Here is a 24,663-nt window from a genome sequence, read left to right as displayed (position 1 = left end):
TACCCCCCACTTTAATACCGGGCGCCCCCCTGTCGGGTGGGCGGGCCCCCCGCCCCTCGACTGCCGAGAAGGTTACGCGCTGAGCGCGTGCTCGCCTGTCAGTTGTCGTCCTCGTCGATCAGGAAGCCGCGCATCGGCGCGGGCGCCTGCTGCATCGGCTGCGGTGCCTGCGGTCGAACAGGCGCCATCGGCTGAGTCATCGCCGGGGACATCTGCTGCTGACCACCGTAGGAGGGAGCCCCTCCCATCGACGGGCCACCGCCCATGGACTGGCCCATGGAGGAACTGCCGGCCATGGAGTGGCCCATGGAACTCGCACCCGCGGAAGCCATCGAAGGCGCGGGCGGCAGCGAAGCGGCCGACGGCGTGCGCGGCGGAGCCAGCGAATCGTCCGCCTGGGTCTCCAGCTGACGCAGCTGGCTCTCCAGGTAGGACTTCAGACGGGTGCGGTACTCCCGCTCGAAGCCACGGAGGTCCTCGACCTTGCGCTCCAGCGTGGCACGTGCGGACTCCAGGGAGCCCATCGCGACGCGGTGCTTCTCCTGCGCGTCCCGCTCCAGCGCATCGGCCTTGGCGCGGGCGTCCCGCTCCAGGCCCTCGGCGCGCGAACGAGCCTCTCCCACGATCTTGTTGGCCTCGGAACGGGCCTCCGCGATCGCCTGGTCAGCGGTCTGCTGTGCGAGCGAGAGCACCCGAGCGGCGCTGTCGCCACCGGCGGGACCCTGAACGGGCTGCTGCATCTGCTGCATCTGCTGCGGGTGACCGCCCATGGGGCCGCCCTGCATCGGGTTGCCCATCTGCGGAGGCCCACCCATGGGACCACCCTGCATCGGGTTGCCCTGCATGGGGCCGCCCTGCATCTGACCAGGGCCACCCTGCATCTGACCGGGACCGACCTGCATCTGACCAGGACCGCCCATCTGACCGGGCCCGCCCTGCATCTGACCGGGACCGCCCATGGGGCCGCCGTGGTTCTGTCCACCATGGCTCGGACCGGCCGGCAGCTGCGGAGCACCACCAGGCAGTTGGGGCGGACCCATCTGCGGGGGCTGCTGCTGCTGGACCGGAGGTCCGGATATGGCGGCGGGGACAGGTGCCCCGGGTCCGCCGCGGCCGTCCTGCGGCTCCGGCGGTTTGCGCATGCCTTGTTGCTGCTGGTTCTGCGCCGCCGCACGGGTCGCCGCAGCCAACTTGGCTCGCAGGTCCTCGTTCTCGCGGAGCAAGCGGGTCAGCTCGGACTCGACCTCGTCGAGGAAGGCATCGACCTCGTCCTCGTCATAGCCTTCTCGGAGGCGGACGGTCGTGAACTGCTTGTTCCGCACGTCCTCGGGGGTCAGCGGCATCTCTTCTTCACCTCTACGTAGTCGTCGGCAGTCGGCAAGACCGTATCGTCCACAGTTACTTGATCACCTCGCCAAGCCACTCACGAGGGAGATCAGGATCCAGACGATGATCATCAGAACGAAGAAGGACAGGTCGAGTGCCACGCCCCCGAGACGCAACGGCGGAATGAACCGCCGAAGGAGCTTGAGCGGTGGATCGGTGACAGTGTAGGTCGCCTCAAGGACGACCACCATCACCTTGCCGGGTTGCCATGAACGGGCGAACTGAAAGACATAGTCCATGACAAGCCGGAAGATCAGCACGATGAGGAAGCACATCAGCGCGATGTAGACCACCTGTAGTGCGACGCCCATCCCGCGCTTCCCTCTCCCCTGTGCTCTGACTCCGGCCGCTTCGCGACCGGTCCCGGTGTTGCGCTTCTCAGCTCTGGTTGAAGAATCCGCCCTCTGCGATACGGGCCTTGTCCTCCGCCGTGACATCGACGTTAGCAGGAGACAACAGGAACACCTTCTGCGTCACCCGCTCAATGCTGCCATGCAAACCGAAGACAAGTCCCGCGGCAAAGTCGACAAGTCGCTTTGCATCGGTGTCGTCCATCTCGGTGAGATTCATGATCACCGGAGTGCCCTCTCGGAAGTGTTCCCCGATGGTACGGGCCTCGTTGTAGGTCCGCGGGTGCAACGTCGTGATGCGGTACGGCTCCCGCTCGGACACAACCTTGGGCATGATCACCGGTGCGTTCTTCTCCAGGCTCGGACGTTCAGGTGTGATAGACGCCACGGGGGCAATTCGCGCCGGACGTCCGCTTTCTGCTGATAGCGGAGCGGGACGTGACAGTGGCTCACGGGGCGCCGGAGGCTGCACGGCTCGGACCGGTTCTTCGCGCTCGACGGGGTGCGCGGGCTGATGCCGCCGGTGCTCCCGCTCGGGCTCCGGCTCGGGTTCGAAGTCGTCGTCGGGATCAAAACCCCTGCCGTCGTATCCATCGTCCTCCACGAGGCCGAGGTAGACCGCCATCTTGCGCATCGCGCCGGCCATTCTCTGAGTCCTCCGCTCTGTGGTGGATCGCCCTAGTCACGAATGTCGCAGTGTCACCAAGTGCCCGCGATCCACTGGGTCTGCCCGTCTTACTGCGGGAATGACCATATTGTCTGCTGTGGTCCGACTTGCTTGGCGACGTTACCCGAGCCGAGGACGGACTCCGAGTACCGCGGTGCCGACGCGCACATGTGTCGCTCCGGCCGCCACTGCCTCTTCGAGGTCCGAGCTCATCCCTGCTGACACCATGTTCGCAGCCGGATGGGCGACGCGCAGGCTGGATGAGAATTCCACCAGCCTCTCGAATGCGAGGCGTTGCCGCTCCGCATAGGGCCCGGTCAGCGGCGCCACGGTCATCAGTCCGTCGAGTCGCAACCCTGGCGCACCGTCAACTGCGGCGGCCAGTTCTTCGATTCCGTCCGGAGCGACACCTCCTCGATCACCCCGTCCGCCCTCCTGGGCATCCAGGGCGACCTGGACGAGGCAGCCGATTTCCCGTCCGTCGCGGACCGCCGCGGACGAGAGAGCAGTGACCAGCTTGACGCGGTCCACTGATTGCACCACATCCGCGTAACGAACGACCGAACGAACCTTATTGGTCTGCAATTGGCCGACAAAGTGCCATGTGAGGTTCAAATCGGCACAAGCCATGGCCTTGGGTGCGGCGTCCTGATCGCGATTCTCGGCCACGTGTCGCACGCCGAGTTCATGAAGGAGGCGTACATCACTGGCCGGATAGGTCTTGGTGACCACGATGAGGGTCACCTCCTCCCGCGTGCGTCCCGCAGCGGCACAAGCAGAGGCGATACGTTCCTCCACACGGGCCAGATTGCCGGCGAGTTCGTTTCGACGGTCCGTCATGCTGCGGTCTCTCCTGCGGGGGAGCCGGAGTCCGTCCCCACGGGGAGCGGTGTCAGCCAGATATATCCGGCCAACCGTCCGGTGGTCCGGTCACGGCGGTACGAGTAGTGGTCGGGCGATTCCCATGTGCAGACCTCGGACGAGCGGAGGTCCCGCACACCGAGCGCCCGGAGCTGGGCATGGACTGCGGCGCTCACATCGACGGCGGGGGTACCCCAACTGGTCTCGGACCAGGCTTCGGGCTCGACCGCAGCGACGTCGGCCCGCATCTCCTGCGGAACCTCGTAGCACCGTCCGCAGACGGCGGGTCCGGTACGGGCGACGATCCGCTCGGGCTCGGCGCCCAGGGTCATCATCGCCTTGACGGTCTCGGGCACGATGCCGGCCACCATTCCGGGACGACCGGCGTGCGCCGCCGCCACCACCCCGGCGACCGGATCGGCCAACAGCACGGGAGTGCAGTCGGCCGTGAGCACGGCGAGGGCGAGCCCACGACGGTCCGTCACCAGGGCGTCGACCTCGGGCACCGGGGCATCTCCCCACGGTCCTTCGACCAGCGCGACGTCCTTGCCGTGCACCTGGTTCATCCAGACGACCCGATCGGGGTCGAGGCCCAGACCCCTCGCCGCGATGGCCCGGTTGGCCAGAACGGCGGCGGGGTCGTCGCCGACCGCGCCGCCGAGGTTGAGCTGTTCGTACGGAGCGGCGCTCACTCCACCCCACTTGTCAGTGAAGGCGAAGTGCGCGCCGCTCGCGTCTATCGCGTGGTGCTTCACGGCCCCTTCAAAAAGTCCGGCACGTCCAACTCCTCGGGGGCGGGTGAGTCCCCGTAGGAATGCGCCGAAGTCATGGGCGGCAACCAGGTCCGGTCGTCGTCGGGCACGGGAGCCGGCTCGGGAGCGGGCTTCCTCGGCGGTACGTTGCCCAGTTCCGACACCCGGTGGGAGTCGTCCTGGCCGCCCGGCCGGGGCACCGAGTGACTGTCGGCTGCCTTGGGACCCTGCGTGGATCCCCCGACGACCTTGACCCGGGCGTTCGGGCTCGGCGGCTGACCGCCGTCGAACCCGGCGGCGATGACCGTGACGCGGACCTCGTCCCCGAGGGCGTCGTCGATGACCGCTCCGAAGATGATGTTGGCCTCGGGGTGGGCGGCTTCGCTCACGAGCTGCGCGGCCTCATTGATCTCGAAGAGACCGAGGTCCGAACCGCCCGAGATGGAGAGCAGCACGCCACGGGCGCCGTCGATCGACGCTTCGAGGAGCGGCGAGGAGATCGCCATCTCGGCGGCGGCCACCGCGCGGTCGTCGCCGCGGGCCGAACCGATGCCCATCAGCGCCGATCCGGCCTCGGACATCACGGACTTGACGTCGGCGAAGTCGAGGTTGATCAGACCCGGGGTGGTGATGAGGTCGGTGATGCCCTGGACGCCGGAGAGCAGTACCTGGTCCGCCGACTTGAAGGCGTCCAGAACACTCACCTGACGGTCCGAGATGGACAGCAGTCGGTCGTTCGGGATGACGATGAGGGTGTCGACCTCTTCGCGGAGTTCCGCGATGCCGTCCTCCGCCTGATTGGCCCTGCGCCGACCCTCGAAGGTGAAGGGCCGGGTGACCACGCCGATGGTGAGGGCACCCAGGGAGCGGGCGATGTTGGCCACGACGGGCGCGCCACCGGTGCCGGTGCCGCCGCCCTCTCCCGCGGTGACGAAGACCATGTCGGCCCCCTTGAGGACCTCTTCGATCTCTTCGCGGTGGTCCTCTGCCGCCTTGCGACCGACGGCCGGATTGGCGCCGGCGCCAAGGCCCCGGGTGAGTTCGCGACCGACGTCAAGCTTGACGTCGGCGTCACTCATCAACAGCGCCTGTGCGTCGGTGTTGATAGCGATGAACTCAACGCCCTTGAGGCCGACCTCGATCATTCGGTTGATGGCATTGACACCACCGCCGCCGACACCGATGACCTTGATGACTGCGAGGTAGTTCTGCGGTGCTGCCACGTCGAAGGCCTCTCGCCTCGATTACGTGTCGCCACCACGCTCTGTGCGCGTTGCGACGACGGATGCCGATGGGACGGTCCGAATCGCCGACCCAAACCCTAACGTTGAAGTTTAGGGTTACCAGTGTGACTGTTCGTTGGACTCTTCCGAACAGGACACTAAGTCGACAAGCGGCGCACGTTCAATGAACACGCCGAACCTCCCGTTTTTCTTTTCACCCTATGTGATCAGCCGTCGCGGTGACCAGCCAGGGTGCTCAGGGGGTCATTTGTGCGTCAACTCCCCGATGAAGCTGGAGCGATGGGCGAGCTCACGTCGAAGTGCCGCGCCCCGGGGTCCGCTTTCAGCAGCGCGGTCAGGGCACGGGCTTTCGACTCACCCTCCTCAGGACTCCCCCACGCCACGGTGCGACCGTCCGTCAACTCAAGGGACATGTCGTCATATGAACGGACTACAAGACTGCGTACGTTCTTGCTGACCTTTACCGGGAGTTGACTCGTGACACCCACGGCCTCCCCGATCAACCGGTCCACGGGAAAGCGCCGCAGGCTCGGTGCCTGCACCGTGGACAACTTCAAGAGGGGGACCGAAGCCGGTGCCTTGTCGACAGTGGCGAACCGGACTCCCCCCGCATCCACTTCGACGAACCGGGCACCCTTGGTGAGAAGCAGTACAGGTGTGCGCTCGGTAACCGTGAGAGTAACGCCGTGCGGCCAGGACCGGGCGACTTCCACATCATCGATCCGAGGCAGACGCTCGCGCAATCTTGACTCAATACCGTCTGTGTCGACGGAGACAAGTGGTGCTCCCATCGGAACGCCCGCCGCCGAAATCACCTGTTCCGTCGTCAACACCTCGGCGCCCGAGACCTTCACGCGTTCCACGCGCAGCCAATCGGACCCGTACAACACCCAGATCCCGCCCGCGAGCAGTGCGACGGCCAGCAGGGCGAGCACCAGGGTGCGGGGGGTCAGCAGCCGGCGGAGGCGGGGGGCGGCGCCCGGGGGGTCCGACGACGGCCGCCCGGTCGGGCGCTGCGACGACGGGGACGGATCGCGCGAACCGCGTTCCGTGGTGGTGGGTCCGACCACGCTCCGGGTCTCCTTCCGGCTGGGGCCCGGGGCGTTTCCCCCGGGCCACGCGGTCCACGCCTATCGACGTGCCGCGATCGCCTCGTACACCATGCCGACCAACAGTTCGTCGGCGTCCCTGCGGCCGAACTCGGCAGCCGCGCGGGACATCTCGTACAGCCGATGCGGATCGGCCAGTACCGGCAGGACGTTGCCCTGGACCCACTGGGGGGTCAGTTCGGCGTCGTCGACGAGCAGTCCACCGCCCGCCTTGACCACCGGCTGGGCGTTGAGCCGCTGTTCGCCGTTGCCGATCGGCAACGGGACGTAGGCGGCGGGAAGCCCGACGGCGGAGAGTTCGGCGACGGTCATCGCGCCCGCACGGCAGAGCATCATGTCGGCCGCCGCGTACGCGAGGTCCATCCGGTCCACGTACGGTACCGGGATGTAGGGCGGCATTCCGGGCATGTTGTCCACGTGCGGCAGTTCATTCTTCGGCCCGACCGCGTGCAGGATCTGGATTCCCGAGCGCTGGAGGATCGGCGCGGCCTGCTGGACGACCTCATTGAGCCGTCGGGCGCCCTGGGAGCCGCCCGAGACCAACAGGGTTGGCAGGTTGGGGTCGAGCCCGAAGGCGGCGCGCGCCTCGGGGCGGACCCGCGCCCGGTCGAGCGTGGCGATCGAGTACCGCAGCGGAATGCCGATGTAGCGGGCGTTGCGCAGTTTGCTGTCGGGCGTGGCGACGGCCACCCCGGCGGCGTACCGGGAGCCGATCTTGTTGGCGAGGCCGGGGCGGGCGTTGGCCTCGTGGACGACGATCGGCACGCCCCGGCGCTTGGCCGCGAGGTAGCCGGGCAGCGCCACATATCCGCCGAATCCGACGACGCAGTCCGCCTTGGTGCGCTCCAGGATCTGCTCGGCGGCCTTGATGGTGCCGCGGAGTCGACCGGGGACCGTGATCAGTTCCGGGGTGGGCTTCCGCGGGAGCGGTACGGCGGGAATGAGCGCCAGTTCGTAGCCGCGCTCGGGGACGAGCCTGGTCTCCAATCCGCGCTCCGTGCCGAGGGCCGTGATGCCCACGGATGGATCCTGCCTCCGCAGGGCGTCCGCGAGCGCGAGCGCGGGCTCGATGTGGCCGGCGGTTCCGCCACCGGCGAGTACGACATGCACCGAATTTCACCGCTCTCCGGACGGACGCTTGGTGATGCGCCGTCTCATCGTCTTCCATCTCACCCCTGGCCTCCGCACGGCCAGGGCCGCTTTCGCGGCCGGGTCTTCACGCGCGAAGGCGATCAGCAGCCCGATAGCGAACATGGACGGCAGCAGGGCTGACCCTCCGTAGGAGAACAGCGGCAGCGGGACACCCGCGATCGGCAGCAGTCCGAGCACTGCACCGATGTTGACCACGGCCTGCGCCATGATCCAGGTGGTCACGCCTCCCGCCGCGTACCTCACGAAGGGGTCCTCCGTGCGTCCGGCCACGCGGATACCCGCATAGCCTAGAGCCGCGAACAGGGCGAGCACGGACAGCGTCCCCGCCAGGCCCAGTTCCTCCCCGACGATGGCGAAGATGAAATCGGTATGGGCTTCGGGGAGTTGCCCCCATTTCTCCAAGCTTGCACCCAGGCCGGAACCGAACCAGCCGCCGGACGCCAGGGCGTAGATTCCATGGACCGCCTGCCAGCATTCGCCCTTGGGGCCGAGGTCGATGGCGCCGATGCACTCCAGCCGGGCCATGCGGTTCTCGCTCGTCCTGATGAACACGAACCCGACCAGGGCGGCGAAGCCGAGGACGCCCGCGAACAGCCGGGTGGGGGCGCCAGCCATCCAGAGCAGTCCGAAGAGGATCGCGGTGAGGATGATCGAGGTGCCCATGTCCCCGCCGAGCATGATCAGCCCGAGCAGCATAAAGGCGACCGGGACCAGCGGGACCAGCATGTGCTTCCACTGGGTCAGCAGCCGTTTGTCGTGCTTGCGGGCAAGGAGATCGGCTCCCCAGAGGATGAGGGCGAGCTTGCCGAACTCGCTGGGTTGGAGCTGGAAGGGGCCGCCGATGGAGAGCCAGTTCTGGTTGCCCTTGACCGACTGCCCTATCCCCGGGATCTGCACCAGGACCATCAGGAAGACCGCGCCGACGAGCAGCGGGTACGCGAGTGCCCGGTGCAGCCGGGAGGGCATGCGGGAGGCGAAGAGCAGGAGTCCGGTGCCGATGGCCGCGGCGAGGAACTGTTTGCGGAAGAAGTAGGAGGCGGGGAGGTCGTACTCCAGCGCCGTGATCATCGAGGCGGAGTAGACCATCACCAGGCCCAGCACGGTGATCAGCATGCCGCTGCCAAGGATCAGGTAGTACGCGGTGAGCGGACGGTCCCAGGCCCGGCGGGCACGCTCGTAGAGCCTTCGTAGGCCCCTGCCCCGGGGCGGGCGGGAGGAGCCGGGGGTGCCGGTCCGACCGCGGGCCACGGGGCCTCGCGCGGGGGCGGTCCCGCTGCGCAGGACTCGTCCGGGAAAGGCGCCGCGCTCCTGCGGCAGCCCGGCGAAGGCGGGGGTCGGCAGCAGCGCGCGGGCGGTCTCGGCGAGTCGGTCGCCGATGGCGCCGGGTCGACGGGAGGCGCGTGTGCGCGGCGCGGACGGACGGAAGGGTGGCTTCTCCGGGACGCGCCCGTGCGGACCATGCGGCACACCGGTGTCGTCGGCCACCCGGGGGGATGGTCGCCGAGCAGCGTGTGCCGCGGCGGGTTCGATGTCGTCAGCCGGCATGGCCGCCGTCCCCTCCAGTCGTGCCCGGCGCGCCGCGGCCACCGGGGCGGACCCCGATGTCCGCGGCGCGGAGGTCGGGCCGGTCAGGCGCGCTGTGCGGCGAGTGCGCGAACCGCGTCCGCGAACGCCTCGCCCCGCTTGTTGTAGTTGACGAACATGTCCATGGAAGCGCAGGCCGGGGCCAGGAGGACGGTGTCCCCCGGCCGGGCGAGCCGTGCGGCTTCCTGGACCGCCGCCGCCATCGCCCCAGTGTCGGTCCGGTCGAGGGTGACGACCGGGACGTCGGGGGCGTGTCGCCGCAGGGCTTCGAGGATGAGCCCACGATCAGCCCCCATCAGTACGGCTCCGCGCAGCCGAGTGGCCGAAGCGGAGACCAGTTCGTCGAAGGTCGCCCCCTTGGCCAATCCGCCCGCGATCCACACGATGGGGTCGTAGGCGGCCAAGGACGCCTCGGCAGCATGGGTGTTGGTCGCCTTGGAGTCGTCAATGTAGGCGACCTCGGCGACGTCCGCGACCTTCTCGATGCGGTGCGGGTCGGGGCGGAAGGCCCGCAGTCCGTCCCGTACCGCCGCCGCAGGAACACCGTAGGCCCGGGCCAGCGCCGCCGCCGCGAGGGCGTTGGCGATGTTGTGCGGCGCCGGTGGGTTGACGTCGGCCACTTCGGCGAGTTCCTGAGCCTGTTGTTGCCGGTTCTCCACGAAGGCCCGGTCGACCAGGATGCCGTCGACGACACCGAGTTGTGAGGGCCCTGGGGTGCCGAGCGTAAAACCGATCGCCCGACAGCCCTCTTCGACATCGGCGCCGCGGACGAGGTCCTCGGTCGCGGTGTCCGCCGCGTTGTAGACGCAGGCGACGGTGTTGCCCTCGTAGACGCGCCCCTTGTCGGCGGCGTACGCGGCCATCGAACCGTGCCAGTCGATGTGGTCGGGGGCCAGGTTGAGGACGACGGCGGAGTGGGCCCGTACGGAGGGTGCCCAGTGCAGTTGGTAGCTGGAGAGTTCGACGGCGAGCACGTCGTACTCACCGTGTTCGCTGCCGCCTTCGGCTGCTTCGTCGCCGAGGACGGCATCGAGCAGGGAGACCCCGATATTGCCGACGGCCGCCGTGCGTAGGCCGGCGGCTTCGAGGATGGCCGCGAGCATCCGTACGGTGGTCGTCTTGCCGTTGGTGCCGGTGACGGCGAGCCAGGGCGCGACCTTGCGGCCGTGGAGACCGCGCAGCCGCCAGGCGAGTTCCACATCGCCCCAGATCTCCACGCCCGCCTCGGCGGCGGCCCCGAAGAGGGGCTTGTCGGGCTGCCAGCCGGGGGCGGTGACGACGAGTTCGGTGCCTTCGGGCAGGGTGGCGCCGTCGCCGAGGCGTACGGTGATCGACCCGCGGGGCTCCTCACCCGCCGCCTCGTGCTCGGCGGCCCACCGCAGCAGGTCGGCCGCCTGGGCCCGGGAGCGCTCGTCGTCGCCGTCGTTGACGACCGTGACGACGGCTCCGAGGCCGGACAGGACCTTGGCCGCCGGGATGCCCGACACCCCGAGGCCGGCGACGGTGACCCGCCGGCCCTGCCACTGCGCCCCCGTACTCACTTGTCGGCCGCCCAGCCCGCGTAGAAGAGCCCCAGACCCACGATCACGCACATGCCCTGGATGATCCAGAACCTGACCACGACAAGGACTTCGGACCACCCCTTGAGTTCGAAGTGGTGCTGGAGCGGGGCCATTCGGAAGACCCGCTTGCCCGTCATCCGGAAGGAGCCGACCTGGATGACCACGGACATGGTGATCAGGACGAAGAGTCCGCCGAGGAGGGCGAGCAGCAGTTCGGTGCGGGAGCAGATCGCCAGACCCGCGAGCGCACCGCCGAGCGCCAGTGACCCGGTGTCCCCCATGAAGATCTTGGCGGGTGAGGTGTTCCACCACAGGAAGCCGAAGCAGGCGCCCATCAGGGCGGAGGCGACGACGGCGAGGTCGAGCGGATCGCGCACCTCGAAGCAGGCGGCCGGGTTGGTCAGCGAGACCGCGTTCGCACAGGACTCCTGGAACTGCCAGAGGCCGATGAAGGTGTAGGCGCCGAAGACCATCACCGATGCGCCGGTGGCCAGGCCGTCCAGACCGTCCGTCAGATTCACGCCGTTGGACATGGCGAGAATCATGAACAGGGCCCAGATGACGAACAGCACGGGCCCGATCGACCAGCCGAAGTCATTGATGAACGACAGCTTGGTCGAGGCCGGGGTCAGATCGCGCTTGTCGGCGAACTGGAGCGAGAGCACCGCGAACGCGATGCCGACGATCAACTGGCCGGCCATCTTCGCCTTGGCCCGGAGGCCGAGCGAGCGCTGCTTGACGATTTTGATGTAGTCGTCGAGGAAACCGACGACTCCCATGCCCGCCATCAGGAACAGCACCAGGATGCCGGAGATCGTCGGCCGCTCCCCGGTGATCACCTTGGCGAGTGCGTACGCGATCAGAGTGGCCAGGATGAAGGAGATGCCGCCCATGGTGGGCGTGCCCTTCTTGCTGCCGTGGCTGCGCGGGCCGTCATCCCGAATGAACTGGCCGTAGCCCTTGCGGGCCAGCAGCTTGATCAGCAGCGGGGTGCCGATGAGGGTCAGGAAGAGCCCGATGGCCCCCGCGAAGAGGATCTGCCTCATCGACCGGCACCCTGCCCATCCGTGGGCACTGCCGCGCTGTCGAGCAATGCCTGGGCCACCCGCTCAAGGCCGACCGATCTGGACGCCTTCACCAGCACGACGTCTCCCGGGCGCAACTCACTGCGCAACAGGTCGACCGCCGCCTGCGCGTCGGACACGTGCACCGACTCCTCACCCCACGAACCCTCGTTATATGCGCCCAGTTGCAGCCAGGACGCTTCCCTGCCCCCGACCGCGACGAGCTTGCTGACGTTGAGTCGGACGGCGAGCCGTCCGACCGCGTCGTGCTCGGCGAGCGCTTCGTCACCGAGCTCGGCCATCAGGCCGAGCACCGCCCACGTTCTTCCCCCCCGGGCCTGTGCGCCTGTGCCCATGGCGGCAAGCGCGCGCAGCGCCGCCCTCATGGACTCGGGGTTCGCGTTGTAGGCGTCGTTGACGATCGTCACGCCGTCCGGACGCTCGGTGACCTCCATGCGCCAGCGGGAGAGGGTACCGGCCTGTGAGAGCGCGAGGGCGATCTCTTCGGCGGGTAGGCCCAGCTCATGGGCGACGGCGGCGGCAGCGAGCGCGTTCGACACGTGGTGCTCACCGTACAGCCGCATAGTCACATCGCCGCACCCGGTGGGGGTGTGAAGCGTGAAGGCGGGCTGACCTTGCTGGGTGAGCCGGACATTCTCGGCACGTACATCGGCGGTTTCGGACTCGCCGAAGGTGATCACACGGGCCGTGGTGCGGGAGGCCATGGCGCGTACGAGGGGGTCGTCGGCGTTGAGGACGGCAACACCGCCCTGTTCGGCGGGCGGTAGGGCCTCGACGATCTCGCCCTTCGCCTCCGCGATCTGCTCACGGCCGCCGAACTCGCCGATGTGGGCGGTGCCGACGTTCAGTACGAGGGAGATCCGCGGGGGCACCAGACTGGTGAGGTAGCGGATGTCGCCGATGTAGCGGGCGCCCATCTCCAGGACGAGGTGTTCGGTCTTCTCGTCGGCGCGCAGCGCGGTGAGGGGCAGACCGATCTCGTTGTTGAGGTTCCCCTCCGGGTAGACGGTGGGCCCCTTGCGCTCCAGGAGTTGGGCGATCAGGTCCTTGGTGCTGGTCTTTCCGGCCGAGCCGGTGAGGGCGACGGTGGTGGCACCGAGGCGTTCGACGACATGGCGGGCGAGCGCCCCGAGTGCCCCGGTGACGTCGTCCACGACGATGGCGGGGACGCCGACGGGCCGGGTGGCGAGGACGGCCACCGCGCCGTCGGCGACGGCCCGCGCGGCGAAGTCATGGCCGTCGACGCGTTCGCCGGCGAACGCGGTGAAGAGGGCGCCGGGCCGCACCTGGCGGGAGTCCATGACGACCGGGCCGGTGATCCGGAGGTCCATATCCGGTATGTCGTGGGGCTGCCCGCCGACGATGGCGGCGACCTCGGAGAGGGAGAGGGCGATCACTGGGTCATCCCTGGGCTGTGTGGTGAAGGGTGGCACGGGAGTCGCGAATGGCAGCGCGGAGCACCTGGCGGTCGTCGAAGGGGCGCACGACCCCGGCGACGTCCTGGCCCTGTTCATGGCCCTTGCCGGCGATCAGTACGGTGTCGCCTGGTTCGGTCCTGGCGACGGCGGTGGCGATGGCGGCGGCCCGGTCGGCTTCGACGAGGACGTCACCCCGCTCGTGGACGGGCACTTCGGCGGCTCCGGCGAGCATGGCGGCCAAGATCGCCAGGGGGTCCTCCGAACGCGGGTTGTCCGACGTCAGCACGACGGTGTCGGCGAGCCGGGCGGCGGCTGCGCCCATCGGGCCGCGCTTGGTGGTGTCGCGGTCGCCGCCGCAGCCGAGGACGATGTGCAGCCGGCCCTTGGTGACCTTACGCAGGGAGCGCAGCACCGAGTCGACGGCGTCGGTCTTGTGGGCGTAGTCGACGACGGCGAGGTAGGGCTGCCCTTCATCGATGCGCTCCAGCCGGCCGGGTACTCCGGGCACGGTGGCGATGCCGTCGGCGGCGGTCTGGGGGGCGATGCCCGCGGCGGCCAGGGTGACGATGGCGGCCAGCGTGTTGGCGACGTTGAACGCGCCGGGCAGGGGGGACCTGGCCTCGATGCGCACGCCATCGGGTCCGACGGCGGTGAACACGGAGCCAAAGACGCCCAGTTCGACGCCCTCCGCGCGCCAGTCGGCGTCCGGGTGTCCCTCGGCGGAGAAGGTGACGACGGGCACGGACGCCTCGGTGACCAGCCTGCGCCCGTAGGCGTCGTCGAGGTTGACCACGCCGAGCTTGCTGCGCTCGGGGGTGAAGAGTTGCGCCTTGGCCTGGAAGTAGTCCTCCATGCCCGAGTGGAACTCCATGTGCTCGGGGCTGAGGTTGTTGAAGACCGCGACGTCGAAGACGCAGCCGTCGACCCTGCCGAGCACCAGTGCGTGGCTGGAGACCTCCATGGCGACGGCCTCCACCCCACGCTCGCGCATCACGGCGAAGAGGGCCTGGAGATCGGTGGCCTCGGGCGTCGTGCGCTCCGACTTGAGGGCTTCGTCGCCGATCCGCATCTCGACGGTGCCGATCAGACCGGTGGCACGCCCGGCGGCGCGCAGGCCGCCCTCGACGAGATAGGCGGAGGTCGTCTTGCCGGAGGTCCCGGTGATGCCGATCTGGAGGAGGTCGTCCCCGGGGTGTCCGTAGATCTCGGTGGCCAGCTCCCCCATCCGGGCCCTCGGATCCTCGGTCACCAGGACCGGCAGCCCGGTCGCGGTCGCACGCTCGGCGCCCGACGGGTCGGTGAGGATCGCGGCGGCACCGAGATCGACGGCCTGGGCGACGAAGTCGGCGCCGTGCAGTCGTGCGCCGGGCAGTGCGGCGTAGATGTCGCCGGGTCGGACGGCGCGCGAGTCGTGGGTGATGCCGGTGACTCGCACGGGGCCCGACTCGGCGGAGGTGGCCGGGGCGTCCGCACTGGTGATCGTCTCCGCGCCGGCGGCCTCGCCGGGAGCGGGATCCGCCACCCCGAGCCGGGCGGCCAGCTCCCCGAGCGGTGTGGGGTGGGTCCGGTCCGGACGGGGTGCTCCCGGCTGTTTCGCCGGGACGTCCTGCTGGGGGTTTTGGTACTGATCACGGTGCGGCACGGCGGTGAGCGTACCGGGCTCCCCCGCCGGGGGGCTAAATGAGGTGTGCTGCCCGGGGCCGCTGTTCCCGGGTTCGGGCTTCGTCGTTGTCACTGGTGGTTCCTCGGGTCATTCGCCGGGCTTGAAGGTCACGGGAAGCCGGGTGGGTTCATTGCCGGTGGGCGGCACCTTGAGGGTCTTGAGCGCGAACTGCATCACTTTCTGATAGATCGGGCCGCAGATCTGTCCGCCGAAGTAGCTGCCTTCGGTGGGGTTCTGGATGGCGCAGTACACGGTGATGCGGGGCTTGTCGGCGGGTGCGAAGCCGGCGAAGGAAGCGGTGTAGCCGCGGTAGCGGCCGAGATCCGGGTCGACGCGGTTGGCGGTGCCGGTCTTGCCCGCGACCCGGTAGCCGGGGATGCGGGCCTTGGTGCCGGTGCCCTCTTCGTTGCCGACGACGGATTCCATCATCGTGGCCAGCGTCGTTGCGGTCTGTTCGCTGACGACGCGGGTCTTCTTGGGGGCGGGGGCGGCACTGAACTGGCCGTCGGGGCCCCTGGTGCCGCGGACCAGGGTGGGCTCGATGCGCATGCCGCCGTTGGCGATCGTCGAGTAGACCGAGGCGGCCTGCATGGCGTTGATGGAGAAGCCCTGGCCGAAGGGGATCGTGTACTGCTGCGACGTGGACCACTTCGAGGGGCGGGCGAGGATGCCGGGGGTCTCACCCGGGTATTCGAGGCCGCTGGGACTGCCCATGCCGAACTTGCGCAGGTAGGAGTGGAGGACCCGGTTGGCCTCGGTCTGGTTCTTGCCGAGTTGGCCCGTGGCGAGGATGGTCCCGATGTTGCTGGACTTGGCGAGCACCCCGTTGAGCGTGAGGTACCAGGTCGGGTGGTCGATGTCGTCCTTGAACAGTCGGTCGCCGCGGTGGAGGCGGTTGGGGACGGTCACGTGCGTCTCCGGGGTGGCGACGCCTTCCTCCAGTACGGCGGCCATCGACATGACCTTGGCCGTGGAGCCGGGTTCGTAGGCGTCCTGGAGGGCCGCGTTGCCCATGGCCGTGGTGTTGGCCTGGGAGAGGTCGTTGGGGTCGAAGCCCGGGGCATTGGCCATGGCGAGGACCTCACCGGTCTGCGTGTCCTGCACTATGACGTAACCGCGGTCGGCCTTGGACTCGCGGACCTGGTCGCTGATCGCGCGCTGGGCCGCCCACTGGATGTCGCGGTCGATGGTGAGCTCGATGTCGGAGCCGGGCACCGCGGGTGTCTCGCGGGTGCCGTCGGCGGTGGGGACGCGGCGCCCACCGGACTGGGGGTAGGTGATCTCGCCGTCCTTGCCGGCCAGCGTCGTGTCCAACATTGACTCGATCCCGCCGCCGCCGCGCCCGTCGGCATTGACGTAACCCAGTATCCCGGCAGCGAGATCACCGTTGGGGTAGACGCGCCTGGTGCTGGGCTCCTGGAGGACGCCGGCGAGGATGCTGATCCCGGGACCGCCGCTGGCCCGGTCCTCCCGGGCCTTCTCGGCGTAGACCTTCTTCAGGTCCTTGATCTGGTTCCATACCTGGGGCGTCTGGCGGCGGGCCAGGACCGTGTAGCGGGACTTGGGAGTCTTCAGCTTCTCGACCAGTTCGGCCGGGGTCTTGCCGATGATGGGTGCGAGCAGCGCCGCGGCCTGTTCGGGCGCGTTGGGCGACTTGCTCTCCTTGGGCGTGAACAGCTTCGGGTCGGCGGTGATGTCGTACGCGTCGACACTGGCGGCCAGTGCGATCCCGGCCCGATCGGTGATCTCACCGCGCTCGGCAGCCAGCTCGACGCTGATGAAACGGTGCTTCTGGGCCTTGGCCGCATAGGCGTCGGCGTCCACCGCCTGCACCTGGAGCAGCCGGACCACGAAGGCCAGCATCACGAGGGTGAGGCCGAAGCTGACCAGACGCAGTCGCGGCCGGGGGTTGCCGAGCTTGAGTGCGCGCGGTGCGGGGCGCCCCGCGGGCCGGGGCGGGCGGGCGGTACGGCCGGGGCTCGCGGGGCGGCGCTGGGCGGGCCCGGGCACACGGCGCCTGGGGGGCGGCGGATCCTTGGGGGGCACTGCGTCACCTGCCGGGAGGTGTCGGGGTGGGCTTGACGGGCGGGGCGAACGCCCGGAGGGAGGCCGCAGGGTCCACCGGGACGGCTGCGGCGTCGGGGGCGGGAACCGGGAGGGCGGGCACACCGGCTTCGACGCCGGTCCGACCGACCGGAGTCGGGATCGACGCAGAAGTCGGTGTTGGTGCTGGTGCTGGATTCACCTCGGTGACACCGGAGACCGAGCCCTGGGGCTCCAGCGGCTCCTGTGTCGCGGGCGAGGACTCGGCCGACGCCCCGGGTGCCGCCGAAGAGCCGGCCGCTGCGTCCGGAGTGGACTCGACCGACCTGGTCGCTTCGGGAGACGGCGACGAGGTCGCCCGGTCGGACTCGCCGCTGACGGTCCCGTCGGGGTCGATGAAGGCCGGGTTGCCGCCGGGGACCATGCCCAACTGGCGGGCCCGCCGCTCCAAGGCGTCAGGGGCCGAGAAGTCGTCCACGTCCCGTTGGAGCGCCTGCTGCTCGTCGGTGAGTTCCGTGGTCTTGCGCTTGAGTTCGCTGAGCTCGAACGAACCTTCGTTGAGCGCGGAGTTCAGCAGGAGCAGCCCGATCAGACCACCGCCGAGCAGCACCACGACCAGCAGGACGAAGGGAGTACGGGCGGCACTGCTCGGCCCGGCCGGCATCAGCCGGGAGAGTCTGGCAGCACGTCCCTTGAGCTGCTTGGCCGCTGCGCTCACCGAGTCCTCCCGTTCCTTCCGCTCGTGCCCACGACCGCAGATGCGCGAGCCGGGGGCGTTGCGTTCCCGTGTCGATGCCGCGACCGGTGCGCGTCACTCACGACGCGTCCTCACGGATGCGCTGTGCTCCCCTCAGACGCGCGGGGGCTGCACGGCGGTTCTCCGCGACTTCCTCTTCCGTCGGAAGTTCGGCGCCGCGGGTCAGCAGCTTCAACCGTGGCTGGTACTCCTCGGGCACCACGGGCAGGCCGGCCGGAGCGGTGTTCGCAGCGCCTGCCGCAAAGACCTGCTTGACCAGCCTGTCCTCCAGCGACTGGTAGGCGAGCACGGCAATGCGACCGCCGATGGCAAGGCGTCCTACCGCGGCCGGAATGGCTCGCTCCAAGACGCTGAGCTCGCCGTTCACCTCGATACGCAGTGCCTGGAAGGTGCGCTTGGCCGGGTTGCCGCCGGTGCGCTTGGCAGCCTGCGGCAGGGCGTCACGGATCAGTTCCACCAGACGGGCGCTGTGGGAGAAGGGCTCCTTGTCCCGCTCCCGTACGACCGCGGAGACGATCCGGCGGGCCTGCTTCTCCTCGCCGTACATCCGCAGGATGCGGACCAGTTCACCGGGCGGGTAGGTGTTGAGCACCTCGGCGGCGCTGATGCCGGTCGTCTGGTCCATGCGCATGTCGAGCGGGGCGTCCTGGGCGTAGGCGAAGCCGCGATCGGCCTCGTCCAGTTGCATGGAGGAGACCCCGAGGTCGAACAGGACGCCCTGGACGCGGCGGATGCCGAGACGGTCGAGGACCTCGGGCAGTTCGTCGTAGACCGCGTGCACCAGCGTCGCGCGATCGCCGAAGGGGGCCAGGCGCTCACCGGAGAGCCGCAGTGCCTCCTTGTCGCGGTCGAGGCCGATGAGCCGGGCCGTGGGGAAGCGGGTGAGGAGGGCTTCGCTGTGCCCACCGAGACCGAGCGTGCAGTCCACCACGACGGGCGTTTCGGGCGCCGCGCCCGGGTTGGAGGGTTCCCCCGGTCGTTCCAGGGCCGGGGCCAACAGGTCCAGACACCGCTGGAGCATCACCGGGACATGGCGGGTATTGCTCAAAGCGCCCTCTCAGGTCCGACGCGGGGCCCAATCGACCGGCGAGCGGGGGCCGAGCCGTGCGTACGCCGCACACGCGGGGAAATCATGGGGAAAGTGCAGGATGTGTCCGTGGACTCCGCGTCACTTTAGTCCACCGTACGGTGCGGTCAATCAACTGCCCGACGGCGTGGCGGGCGGGGCGGGCATGCTCGCCGGAACGGAAGACTTCACTCGAACGGGCGTGTCGGTCCCACTCTTGTGGGTTACCTCACAACAAGTGATGTTGATGTTCTTTGTCCGCTTCGCAGCAAGCCATCGGCACTCTCGGCCATTACCGTCGTCACCATGACGACTTCCGCACACCGCCCCGCCGACCCCACGCGTGCGGCCGACTCGGTCACCGACGGCCTCGTCGCGGCGAACCAGCAGTACGCGGCCGGGTTCCAGGACCCGGGCATGGATGCACGCCCCGTGCTCAAAGTGGCCGTGGTCGCCTGCATGGACGCCCGCCTCGACCTCCACGCCGCGCTCGGCCTCGAACTGGGCGACTGCCACACCATCCGCAACGCCGGAGGAGTGGTGACCGATGATGTGATCCGTTCGCTGACCATCAGCCAGCGGGCGCTGGGCACCCGAACCGTGATCCTCATCCACCACACCGGCTGTGGTCTGGAGTCGCTCACCGAGGAGTTCCGGCACGACCTGGAGCGCGAGGTCGGGCAGCGCCCGCAGTGGGCGGTGGAGGCGTTCCGCGATGTCGAGCAGGACGTACGGCAGTCGATGCAGCGGGTCCGCACATCGCCGTTCCTGCTGCACACCGATGATGTGCGCGGCTTCGTCTTCGATGTGCACGACGGCCTGCTTCGGGAGATCGACCCCACTTCGTAACCCTCAGAGGCTCCCGGCAATCACCCCAAACACGGCAAATCCCTCCCAGTTATCCACAGGCGAGTGACACGGGACGGTAACGGCAACAAGAATGCGGGGGTAGCACCCCCTCCGGAACTTCCAGGGACCGGTGTTCGTGTTTGGGGTGGGCCGGACCGCGTGCGGACCGGCCGGAGAACGTGCCGAGGAGGGCCGGGTGACCACCTATGACGATCGAGCGAGCCTCACAGATCTGACCACCACAGCGGATCGCGTCCGCAGATCGGTGGAGAGTGTGATCGAGGGCAAGCCAGAGGTCGTACGGCTTTCGCTGACGGTGCTGCTGGCCGAGGGGCATCTGCTCCTCGAAGACGTGCCGGGTGTGGGCAAGACCATGCTGGCCAAGGCGCTGGCGAGATCCATCGACTGTTCGGTGCGGCGGATCCAGTTCACACCGGACCTCTTGCCGTCCGACATCACGGGTGTGTCCATCTTCGACCAGCAGCAGAGGGACTTCGAGTTCAAACCGGGAGCGATCTTCGCGCAGATCGTCATCGGGGACGAGATCAACCGCGCATCCCCCAAGACCCAGTCCGCGTTGCTGGAGTCCATGGAGGAACGGCAGGTCACCATGGACGGCAACAGCTACGAACTCCCCAGTCCCTTCATGGTGGTGGCCACCCAGAACCCGGTCGAGATGGAGGGCACCTATCCGCTGCCCGAGGCCCAGCGCGACCGCTTCATGGCCCGTGTGTCCATCGGCTACCCCAGCGCCGAAGCAGAGCTCAAGATGCTGGACGTCCACGGCGGGGCGTCCCCCCTCGACGACCTCCAGCCGGTGGCCCACGCCCACGACATCCTCAAGCTGATCGACGCCGTGCGCAGTGTCCACGTCGCCGAGTCCATCCGCCGCTACGCGGTGGAGTTGGTCGGTGCCACCCGCAGTCACCCGGACCTTCGACTCGGAGCCTCGCCGCGTGCCACCTTGCACCTGCTGCGAGCCGCCAGGGCCACCGCCGCGCTCTCCGGCCGTGACTACGCCCTGCCGGACGACGTGCAATCACTCGTGGTGCAGGTGCTCGCGCACCGACTGCTGCCGACGGCACAGGCCCAATTGAACGGGCGCACCGCGGAGCAGGTGGTCCTGGAGATCCTCCAGCGCACCCCCGTGCCCACCGCACAGGGCGCGGAGACCCAGTTCCTGGGGGGCCGACCGCCCCAACCGTTGTACGGCCAGCACCTCGGCCCCCGGCGCCTGTGATGTCCCACGGGCAGGCCGCCGCGGTGGCGGACGCCGAGACGCACACGAACACCGAAACGGACGCTTCGGGGGTGCGGGCCGCTCTGAGCGGACTGACGACGCGCGGTCGGTCGTTCCTCGCGGCGGGAGTGGCAGCGGCCATCTGCGCCTACGTCCTGGGGCAGAGCGATCTGCTGCGGGTGGGGCTGCTCCTCGCCGTGCTGCCGTTGGTCTGTGTGAGCGTGCTCTACCGCACCCGCCACCGCGTCACGGGCAGTCGGCGGTTGACCCCCTCCCGGGTGCCGGCGGGCGCGGAGGCACGCGTCCACCTGCGCCTGGACAACGTCTCGCGGCTGCCCACCGGGCTGCTCATGCTCCAGGACCGCGTGCCCTACGTCCTCGGTCCCCGCCCTCGGTTCGTCCTGGACCGGATGGAGCCGGGCGGACGGCGCGAGGTGTCCTACCGCGTACGCTCCGATCTGCGCGGACGGTATCCGCTTGGGCCACTGCAACTACGGCTGAACGACCCCTTCGGAATGTGCGAACTGACCCGGTCCTTCGGTGCCTTCGACACCCTCACCGTCATACCGCGGACCGAACCGCTCCCCCCGGTGCGCCTGCTGGGGGACGCCTCGGGGCACGGGGACGGCAGGCTTCGCTCCCTCGCACTCGCCGGTGACGACGATGTCATTCCCCGCACCTACCGCTACGGGGACGACCTCAGGCGGGTGCACTGGCGGTCCACTGCCCGCCATGGCGAGTTGATGGTGCGCCGCGAAGAGCAGCCGCAGCGAGCCCGTTGCACCGTTCTGCTCGACACCCGCCAGCTCGCCTACGAGGGCTCGGGTCCCGATTCAGCCTTCGAGTGGGCGGTCTCCGGTGCCGCTTCCACCCTGGTGCACATCCTTGAGCGGGGCTTCGCGGTCCGGGTGCTCACGGACACCGGACAGTCCGTACCCGGCGAGGGGGCGAACGGCTTCACCGCGTCCGCCCAGGAGTCCGCCCAGTCCGCCGGCCTGATGATGGACATGCTCGCCGTCGTCGAGCAGTCGGACGGTGAAGGGCTCACCGCCGCCCACGATGTGTTGCGCGGCGGCAGTGAAGGTCTGCTGGTGGCGTTCTTCGGCGACCTCGACGCCGAGCAGACCGCACTCGCGGGCCGGCTGCGACAGCGCGCCGGTGCCGCCGTCGCCTTCGTTCTGGACAGTGAGAACTGGGCGACCGGCGGGACCGCGACGGCGGCAGCCGACCAGCGCGTCCGAGCCCTGCGCGAGGTCGGATGGACCGCGCTGGCCGTCCCACCCGGGGCATCGTTGCCTGCACTGTGGCAGCAGGCGGGTCAACAGCGGGCCGAGACCGGCGGGGGTACGGCCGGGACGGGAACCTGGTCATGAACGGTGGGGGTACGACATGAGCGGTCGAGGACGGCTGGCGCTCTGCGCCTACGCCGCCACGGTGATGACGGCGAGCGCACTGCTGCCGCTGTTGGACTCGCCCGGGTGGCTTGTGCAGGCGGCCCTGCTGCTGGGGATCCAGAGCGCTGTCGGTGCGGCTGCCCGGCGGATTCCGCTGGCCCGGCTGTTGACGGTGGCCCTCCAAGCACTGGTGGCTCTGTCCCTGCTCACCTGGGTCTTCGCCCGTGGCCACGCAGTGCTGGGAGTGATTCCGGGACCTGCGACATTCCAGTGGTTCGGTGAACTGCTCGCCACGGGCGGACAGGACATCAGCCGCTACGCCACCCCCGCACCGGCCACGGACGGCATCCGACTCATGGTGGTCGGCGGAGTCCTGCTGATCGGCCTGTGCGTGGACGTCATAGCGGTCACGCTCCGCAGCGCTGCGCCGGCGGGACTGCCCCTACTGGCCTTGTACTCGGTCGCCGCCGGGCTCTCGGGTGGTGGTGCCAACTGGCTGTGGTTCCTGCTCGCCGCCTCCGGGTTCCTGCTGCTCCTGCTGGCGGAGGGCAAGGATCGGGTCTCCCGGTGGGGTCGGGTGTTCCGGGGTGCCCCAGCCGCTCCCCCGCGCGGGGCGCGGGCCTTCGAATCCGACGGTGGTATGCCCCTGGCGTCCGTTCGCACAGGGCGGCGCATCGGGGCACTCGCGCTGGGAGTCGCACTCGTGGTCCCGGCCGCGCTGCCCGCGATGGACGGTGGTCTGCTGGCCGGCGTCGGCCCCGGAGAGGGCTCCGGCTCGGGCGGCGGCACGATCACCGCGGTGAACCCGCTGGTGTCCCTCCAGGACAATCTGAACCAGTCGGACAACCGCGAGGTCATGCGCTATCGCACCAGCGCCAAAGGGATCGAGGACCTCTATCTGCGGTTCGTGGCGCTCGACCAGTTCGACGGAACCACCTGGAAGTCCTCCGAGCGGAAGGTCGAGGACGTGCCCGACCGGCTGCCCCGGCCGCCCGGGCTGAGCCCGTCGGTGAAGACCACCGCTATCAGGACGAACATCACGGCCGCCGGCTACTACGAACAGAACTGGCTCCCCCTCCCCTATCCGGCGACGGAGGTGTCGATCGACGGCCGCTGGCGGTTCGAGCCCGAGGGCAGGACCGTGGTCGGCGACCGCGGCGAGGACACGCGCAGTGCCCAGTACACGGTGGAGAGTCTGCTGGTGGAGCCCACCTCGGAGCAGTTGGCGCAGGCACCGCCGGCCCCGGCCAAGCTGCGGCGCGAGTACACCAGGGTTCCGGACTCCCTACCCGCAGTCGTCCGCAGGACCGCGGAGAACGTGACCCGCAGCGCGAACAACGACTACCAGCGAGCGGTGATGCTCCAGGAGTGGTTCGCCGTGCACGGTGGCTTCACCTACGACACCCAGGTGCAGTCAGGCACGGGGAGCCAGGCGATCGTCCGTTTCCTCCGGGACAAGCAGGGATTCTGCATCCACTTCTCGTTCTCCATGGCAGCCATGGCCCGCACCCTGGGGATACCCGCGCGGGTCGCGGTCGGCTTCACCCCCGGCACCCCGGGGGCGGACGGCACGGTCTCGGTGGCGGTGCGGGATGCCCACGCCTGGCCCGAGTTGTACTTCGAGGGCGTGGGATGGACACGGTTCGAGCCCACTCCCAGCCGGGGCAACGTTCCCCAGTACGCACAGCCCGAGACCCCGTCCGGGGCCCCGAGCAGCCCCACCGCACCCGAGGCGGCAGCGTCGAACGAGCCCTCCACGGCCCCGTCGCCCTCCGACAGTTGCTCCCCGGACCTGCGACGCCTCGGTGAGTGCGGCGCCGCCGCGCCCCAGGACCTGGCCACCCCCACCGACGCGGGTGGCTCGGCCTGGAGTGTCCTGCTCACCGGTGTGACGGTGCTGGTCGCACTCCTCGTACCGCTGTCGCCCATGCTGCTGAGACTGAGGGTCCGGGCCCGACGGCTGGGTTCCGGCGGGCGCACGGAGGCGAATGCCGCGCACCGGACGTTGGCAGCGTGGCATGAGGTGCTGGACACGGCCTGGGACCACGGGATCGCACCGGACGGCTCCGACACACCGCGCAGGACCGCGGCCCGGATCGTTCGTCAGGGACAACTCGAAGGCGAGGCGGCGGACGCCGTCCACCAGATGGCCGGCGCCGTCGAGAAGGTGTTGTACGCGCCCCACCGCCAGATCACCGGTGGCCTCGTCGACGATGTCGCACGCATCCGAGCGGGGCTGGGCGCAGCGGCGAGCAGAGGCGCCCGGCTGCGGGCACTTCTCCTGCCCCGATCGTCCATTCGGGTGATCTGGGCCGTTTCAGCCCGCTGGATCGCCCTCGCCGAGCGGTTGCGCGCAAGCCGCTGGTCGCCGGCCCGTGGGGCAGCGCTGCTGCGCCGCCCGTTGCGGCAGCGGAGCTGACCGGGCGGATCGGATGCATGACAGAGGGCCGACGCGATACAGCGCGTCGGCCCTCTCGGACG

Annotated in this window: 20 protein-coding genes; 4 read left to right on the top strand and 16 right to left on the bottom strand. The window is 69.3% G+C overall.

All coding sequences use genetic code 11. The annotated features are described in order from the left end of the window. Positions 1–98 precede the first annotated feature (98 nt). The 16 genes from ACFXJL_RS14565 to rsmH form a co-directional block, all read right to left on the bottom strand. A complete protein-coding gene (locus ACFXJL_RS14565) occupies positions 99–1,343 on the bottom strand; it encodes a DivIVA domain-containing protein (protein WP_358880149.1) in 1,245 nt (414 codons plus the stop codon). A 63-nt stretch (positions 1,344–1,406) separates the two neighbouring features. Continuing rightward, a complete protein-coding gene (locus ACFXJL_RS14560; protein ID WP_329017413.1) occupies positions 1,407–1,697 on the bottom strand; it encodes a YggT family protein in 291 nt (96 codons plus the stop codon). Between the two features lie 67 nt (positions 1,698–1,764). Further along, positions 1,765–2,382 carry a cell division protein SepF gene (locus ACFXJL_RS14555; protein WP_358880148.1) on the bottom strand — a complete coding sequence of 206 codons (618 nt, stop codon included), beginning with the start codon at positions 2,380–2,382 and terminating at the stop codon, positions 1,765–1,767. A 141-nt stretch (positions 2,383–2,523) separates the two neighbouring features. Next, entirely contained in the window at positions 2,524–3,243 is a 720-nt protein-coding gene (locus tag ACFXJL_RS14550; protein ID WP_384634765.1) for a YggS family pyridoxal phosphate-dependent enzyme, read from the bottom strand. After that, complete coding sequence (pgeF, locus tag ACFXJL_RS14545; protein ID WP_384634762.1) at positions 3,240–4,019, bottom strand: peptidoglycan editing factor PgeF; 780 nt, start codon at positions 4,017–4,019, stop codon at positions 3,240–3,242. Before pgeF ends, ACFXJL_RS14550 begins: the two co-directional genes overlap by 4 nt. Beyond that, a complete protein-coding gene (gene ftsZ / locus ACFXJL_RS14540) occupies positions 4,016–5,239 on the bottom strand; it encodes a cell division protein FtsZ (RefSeq protein ID WP_358930907.1) in 1,224 nt (407 codons plus the stop codon). The genes pgeF and ftsZ overlap by 4 nt, the downstream gene beginning before the upstream one ends. A gap of 275 nt (positions 5,240–5,514) precedes the next feature. Further along, positions 5,515–6,330: a cell division protein FtsQ/DivIB gene (locus ACFXJL_RS14535; protein ID WP_384692328.1), complete on the bottom strand. Its 816-nt coding sequence runs from the start codon at positions 6,328–6,330 to the stop codon at positions 5,515–5,517. A gap of 60 nt (positions 6,331–6,390) precedes the next feature. Next, positions 6,391–7,479: an undecaprenyldiphospho-muramoylpentapeptide beta-N-acetylglucosaminyltransferase gene (murG, locus tag ACFXJL_RS14530; protein WP_329017433.1), complete on the bottom strand. Its 1,089-nt coding sequence runs from the start codon at positions 7,477–7,479 to the stop codon at positions 6,391–6,393. A 6-nt stretch (positions 7,480–7,485) separates the two neighbouring features. Continuing rightward, a complete protein-coding gene (ftsW, locus tag ACFXJL_RS14525) occupies positions 7,486–9,066 on the bottom strand; it encodes a putative lipid II flippase FtsW (protein ID WP_384692325.1) in 1,581 nt (526 codons plus the stop codon). Positions 9,067–9,149: 83 nt separating this feature from the next. After that, the gene (gene murD, locus ACFXJL_RS14520) at positions 9,150–10,646 is read right to left on the bottom strand and encodes a UDP-N-acetylmuramoyl-L-alanine--D-glutamate ligase (RefSeq protein ID WP_384692323.1); all 1,497 of its coding nucleotides are present in this window, start codon (positions 10,644–10,646) and stop codon (positions 9,150–9,152) included. Beyond that, complete coding sequence (gene mraY / locus ACFXJL_RS14515; RefSeq protein ID WP_358880142.1) at positions 10,643–11,713, bottom strand: phospho-N-acetylmuramoyl-pentapeptide-transferase; 1,071 nt, start codon at positions 11,711–11,713, stop codon at positions 10,643–10,645. Before mraY ends, murD begins: the two co-directional genes overlap by 4 nt. Then, positions 11,710–13,149 (bottom strand): UDP-N-acetylmuramoyl-tripeptide--D-alanyl-D-alanine ligase, encoded by a 1,440-nt coding sequence (murF, locus tag ACFXJL_RS14510; RefSeq protein WP_384692319.1) that lies wholly within the window; start codon positions 13,147–13,149, stop codon positions 11,710–11,712. The genes mraY and murF overlap by 4 nt, the downstream gene beginning before the upstream one ends. A 4-nt stretch (positions 13,150–13,153) precedes the next feature. Next, positions 13,154–14,905 (bottom strand): UDP-N-acetylmuramoyl-L-alanyl-D-glutamate--2,6-diaminopimelate ligase, encoded by a 1,752-nt coding sequence (locus ACFXJL_RS14505; RefSeq protein ID WP_384692316.1) that lies wholly within the window; start codon positions 14,903–14,905, stop codon positions 13,154–13,156. Between the two features lie 15 nt (positions 14,906–14,920). Continuing rightward, positions 14,921–16,879 carry a penicillin-binding protein 2 gene (locus tag ACFXJL_RS14500; protein ID WP_358880139.1) on the bottom strand — a complete coding sequence of 653 codons (1,959 nt, stop codon included), beginning with the start codon at positions 16,877–16,879 and terminating at the stop codon, positions 14,921–14,923. A 4-nt stretch (positions 16,880–16,883) separates the two neighbouring features. Then, positions 16,884–17,594: a septum formation initiator family protein gene (locus tag ACFXJL_RS14495; protein WP_384692312.1), complete on the bottom strand. Its 711-nt coding sequence runs from the start codon at positions 17,592–17,594 to the stop codon at positions 16,884–16,886. A gap of 97 nt (positions 17,595–17,691) precedes the next feature. Beyond that, positions 17,692–18,681, bottom strand: coding sequence for a 16S rRNA (cytosine(1402)-N(4))-methyltransferase RsmH (rsmH, locus tag ACFXJL_RS14490; protein WP_384692309.1), 990 nt, complete (start codon positions 18,679–18,681; stop codon positions 17,692–17,694). A 324-nt stretch (positions 18,682–19,005) separates the two neighbouring features. On the opposite strand from rsmH, the gene ACFXJL_RS14485 reads away from it, so the two are divergent. The 4 genes from ACFXJL_RS14485 to ACFXJL_RS14470 all read left to right on the top strand — a co-directional run bounded on the left by ACFXJL_RS14485 (position 19,006) and on the right by ACFXJL_RS14470 (position 24,601). Further along, positions 19,006–19,548: a beta-class carbonic anhydrase gene (locus ACFXJL_RS14485; protein ID WP_384692306.1), complete on the top strand. Its 543-nt coding sequence runs from the start codon at positions 19,006–19,008 to the stop codon at positions 19,546–19,548. Positions 19,549–19,744: 196 nt separating this feature from the next. Then, positions 19,745–20,788 (top strand): MoxR family ATPase, encoded by a 1,044-nt coding sequence (locus ACFXJL_RS14480; protein ID WP_358880136.1) that lies wholly within the window; start codon positions 19,745–19,747, stop codon positions 20,786–20,788. After that, positions 20,788–22,161 carry a DUF58 domain-containing protein gene (locus ACFXJL_RS14475; protein ID WP_384692303.1) on the top strand — a complete coding sequence of 458 codons (1,374 nt, stop codon included), beginning with the start codon at positions 20,788–20,790 and terminating at the stop codon, positions 22,159–22,161. The genes ACFXJL_RS14480 and ACFXJL_RS14475 overlap by 1 nt, the downstream gene beginning before the upstream one ends. 16 nt (positions 22,162–22,177) lie before the next feature. Further along, positions 22,178–24,601, top strand: a complete 2,424-nt coding sequence (locus ACFXJL_RS14470; protein WP_384692300.1) for a DUF3488 and DUF4129 domain-containing transglutaminase family protein — start codon at positions 22,178–22,180, stop codon at positions 24,599–24,601. Positions 24,602–24,663: the final 62 nt, after the last annotated feature.

This window comes from Streptomyces sp. NPDC059256 (assembly GCF_042753785.1).
In the GTDB taxonomy this organism is placed as follows: domain Bacteria; phylum Actinomycetota; class Actinomycetes; order Streptomycetales; family Streptomycetaceae; genus Streptomyces.
Note: the sequence above shows the minus strand (reverse complement) of the source record. Positions and strands in the feature narration are given on the sequence as shown.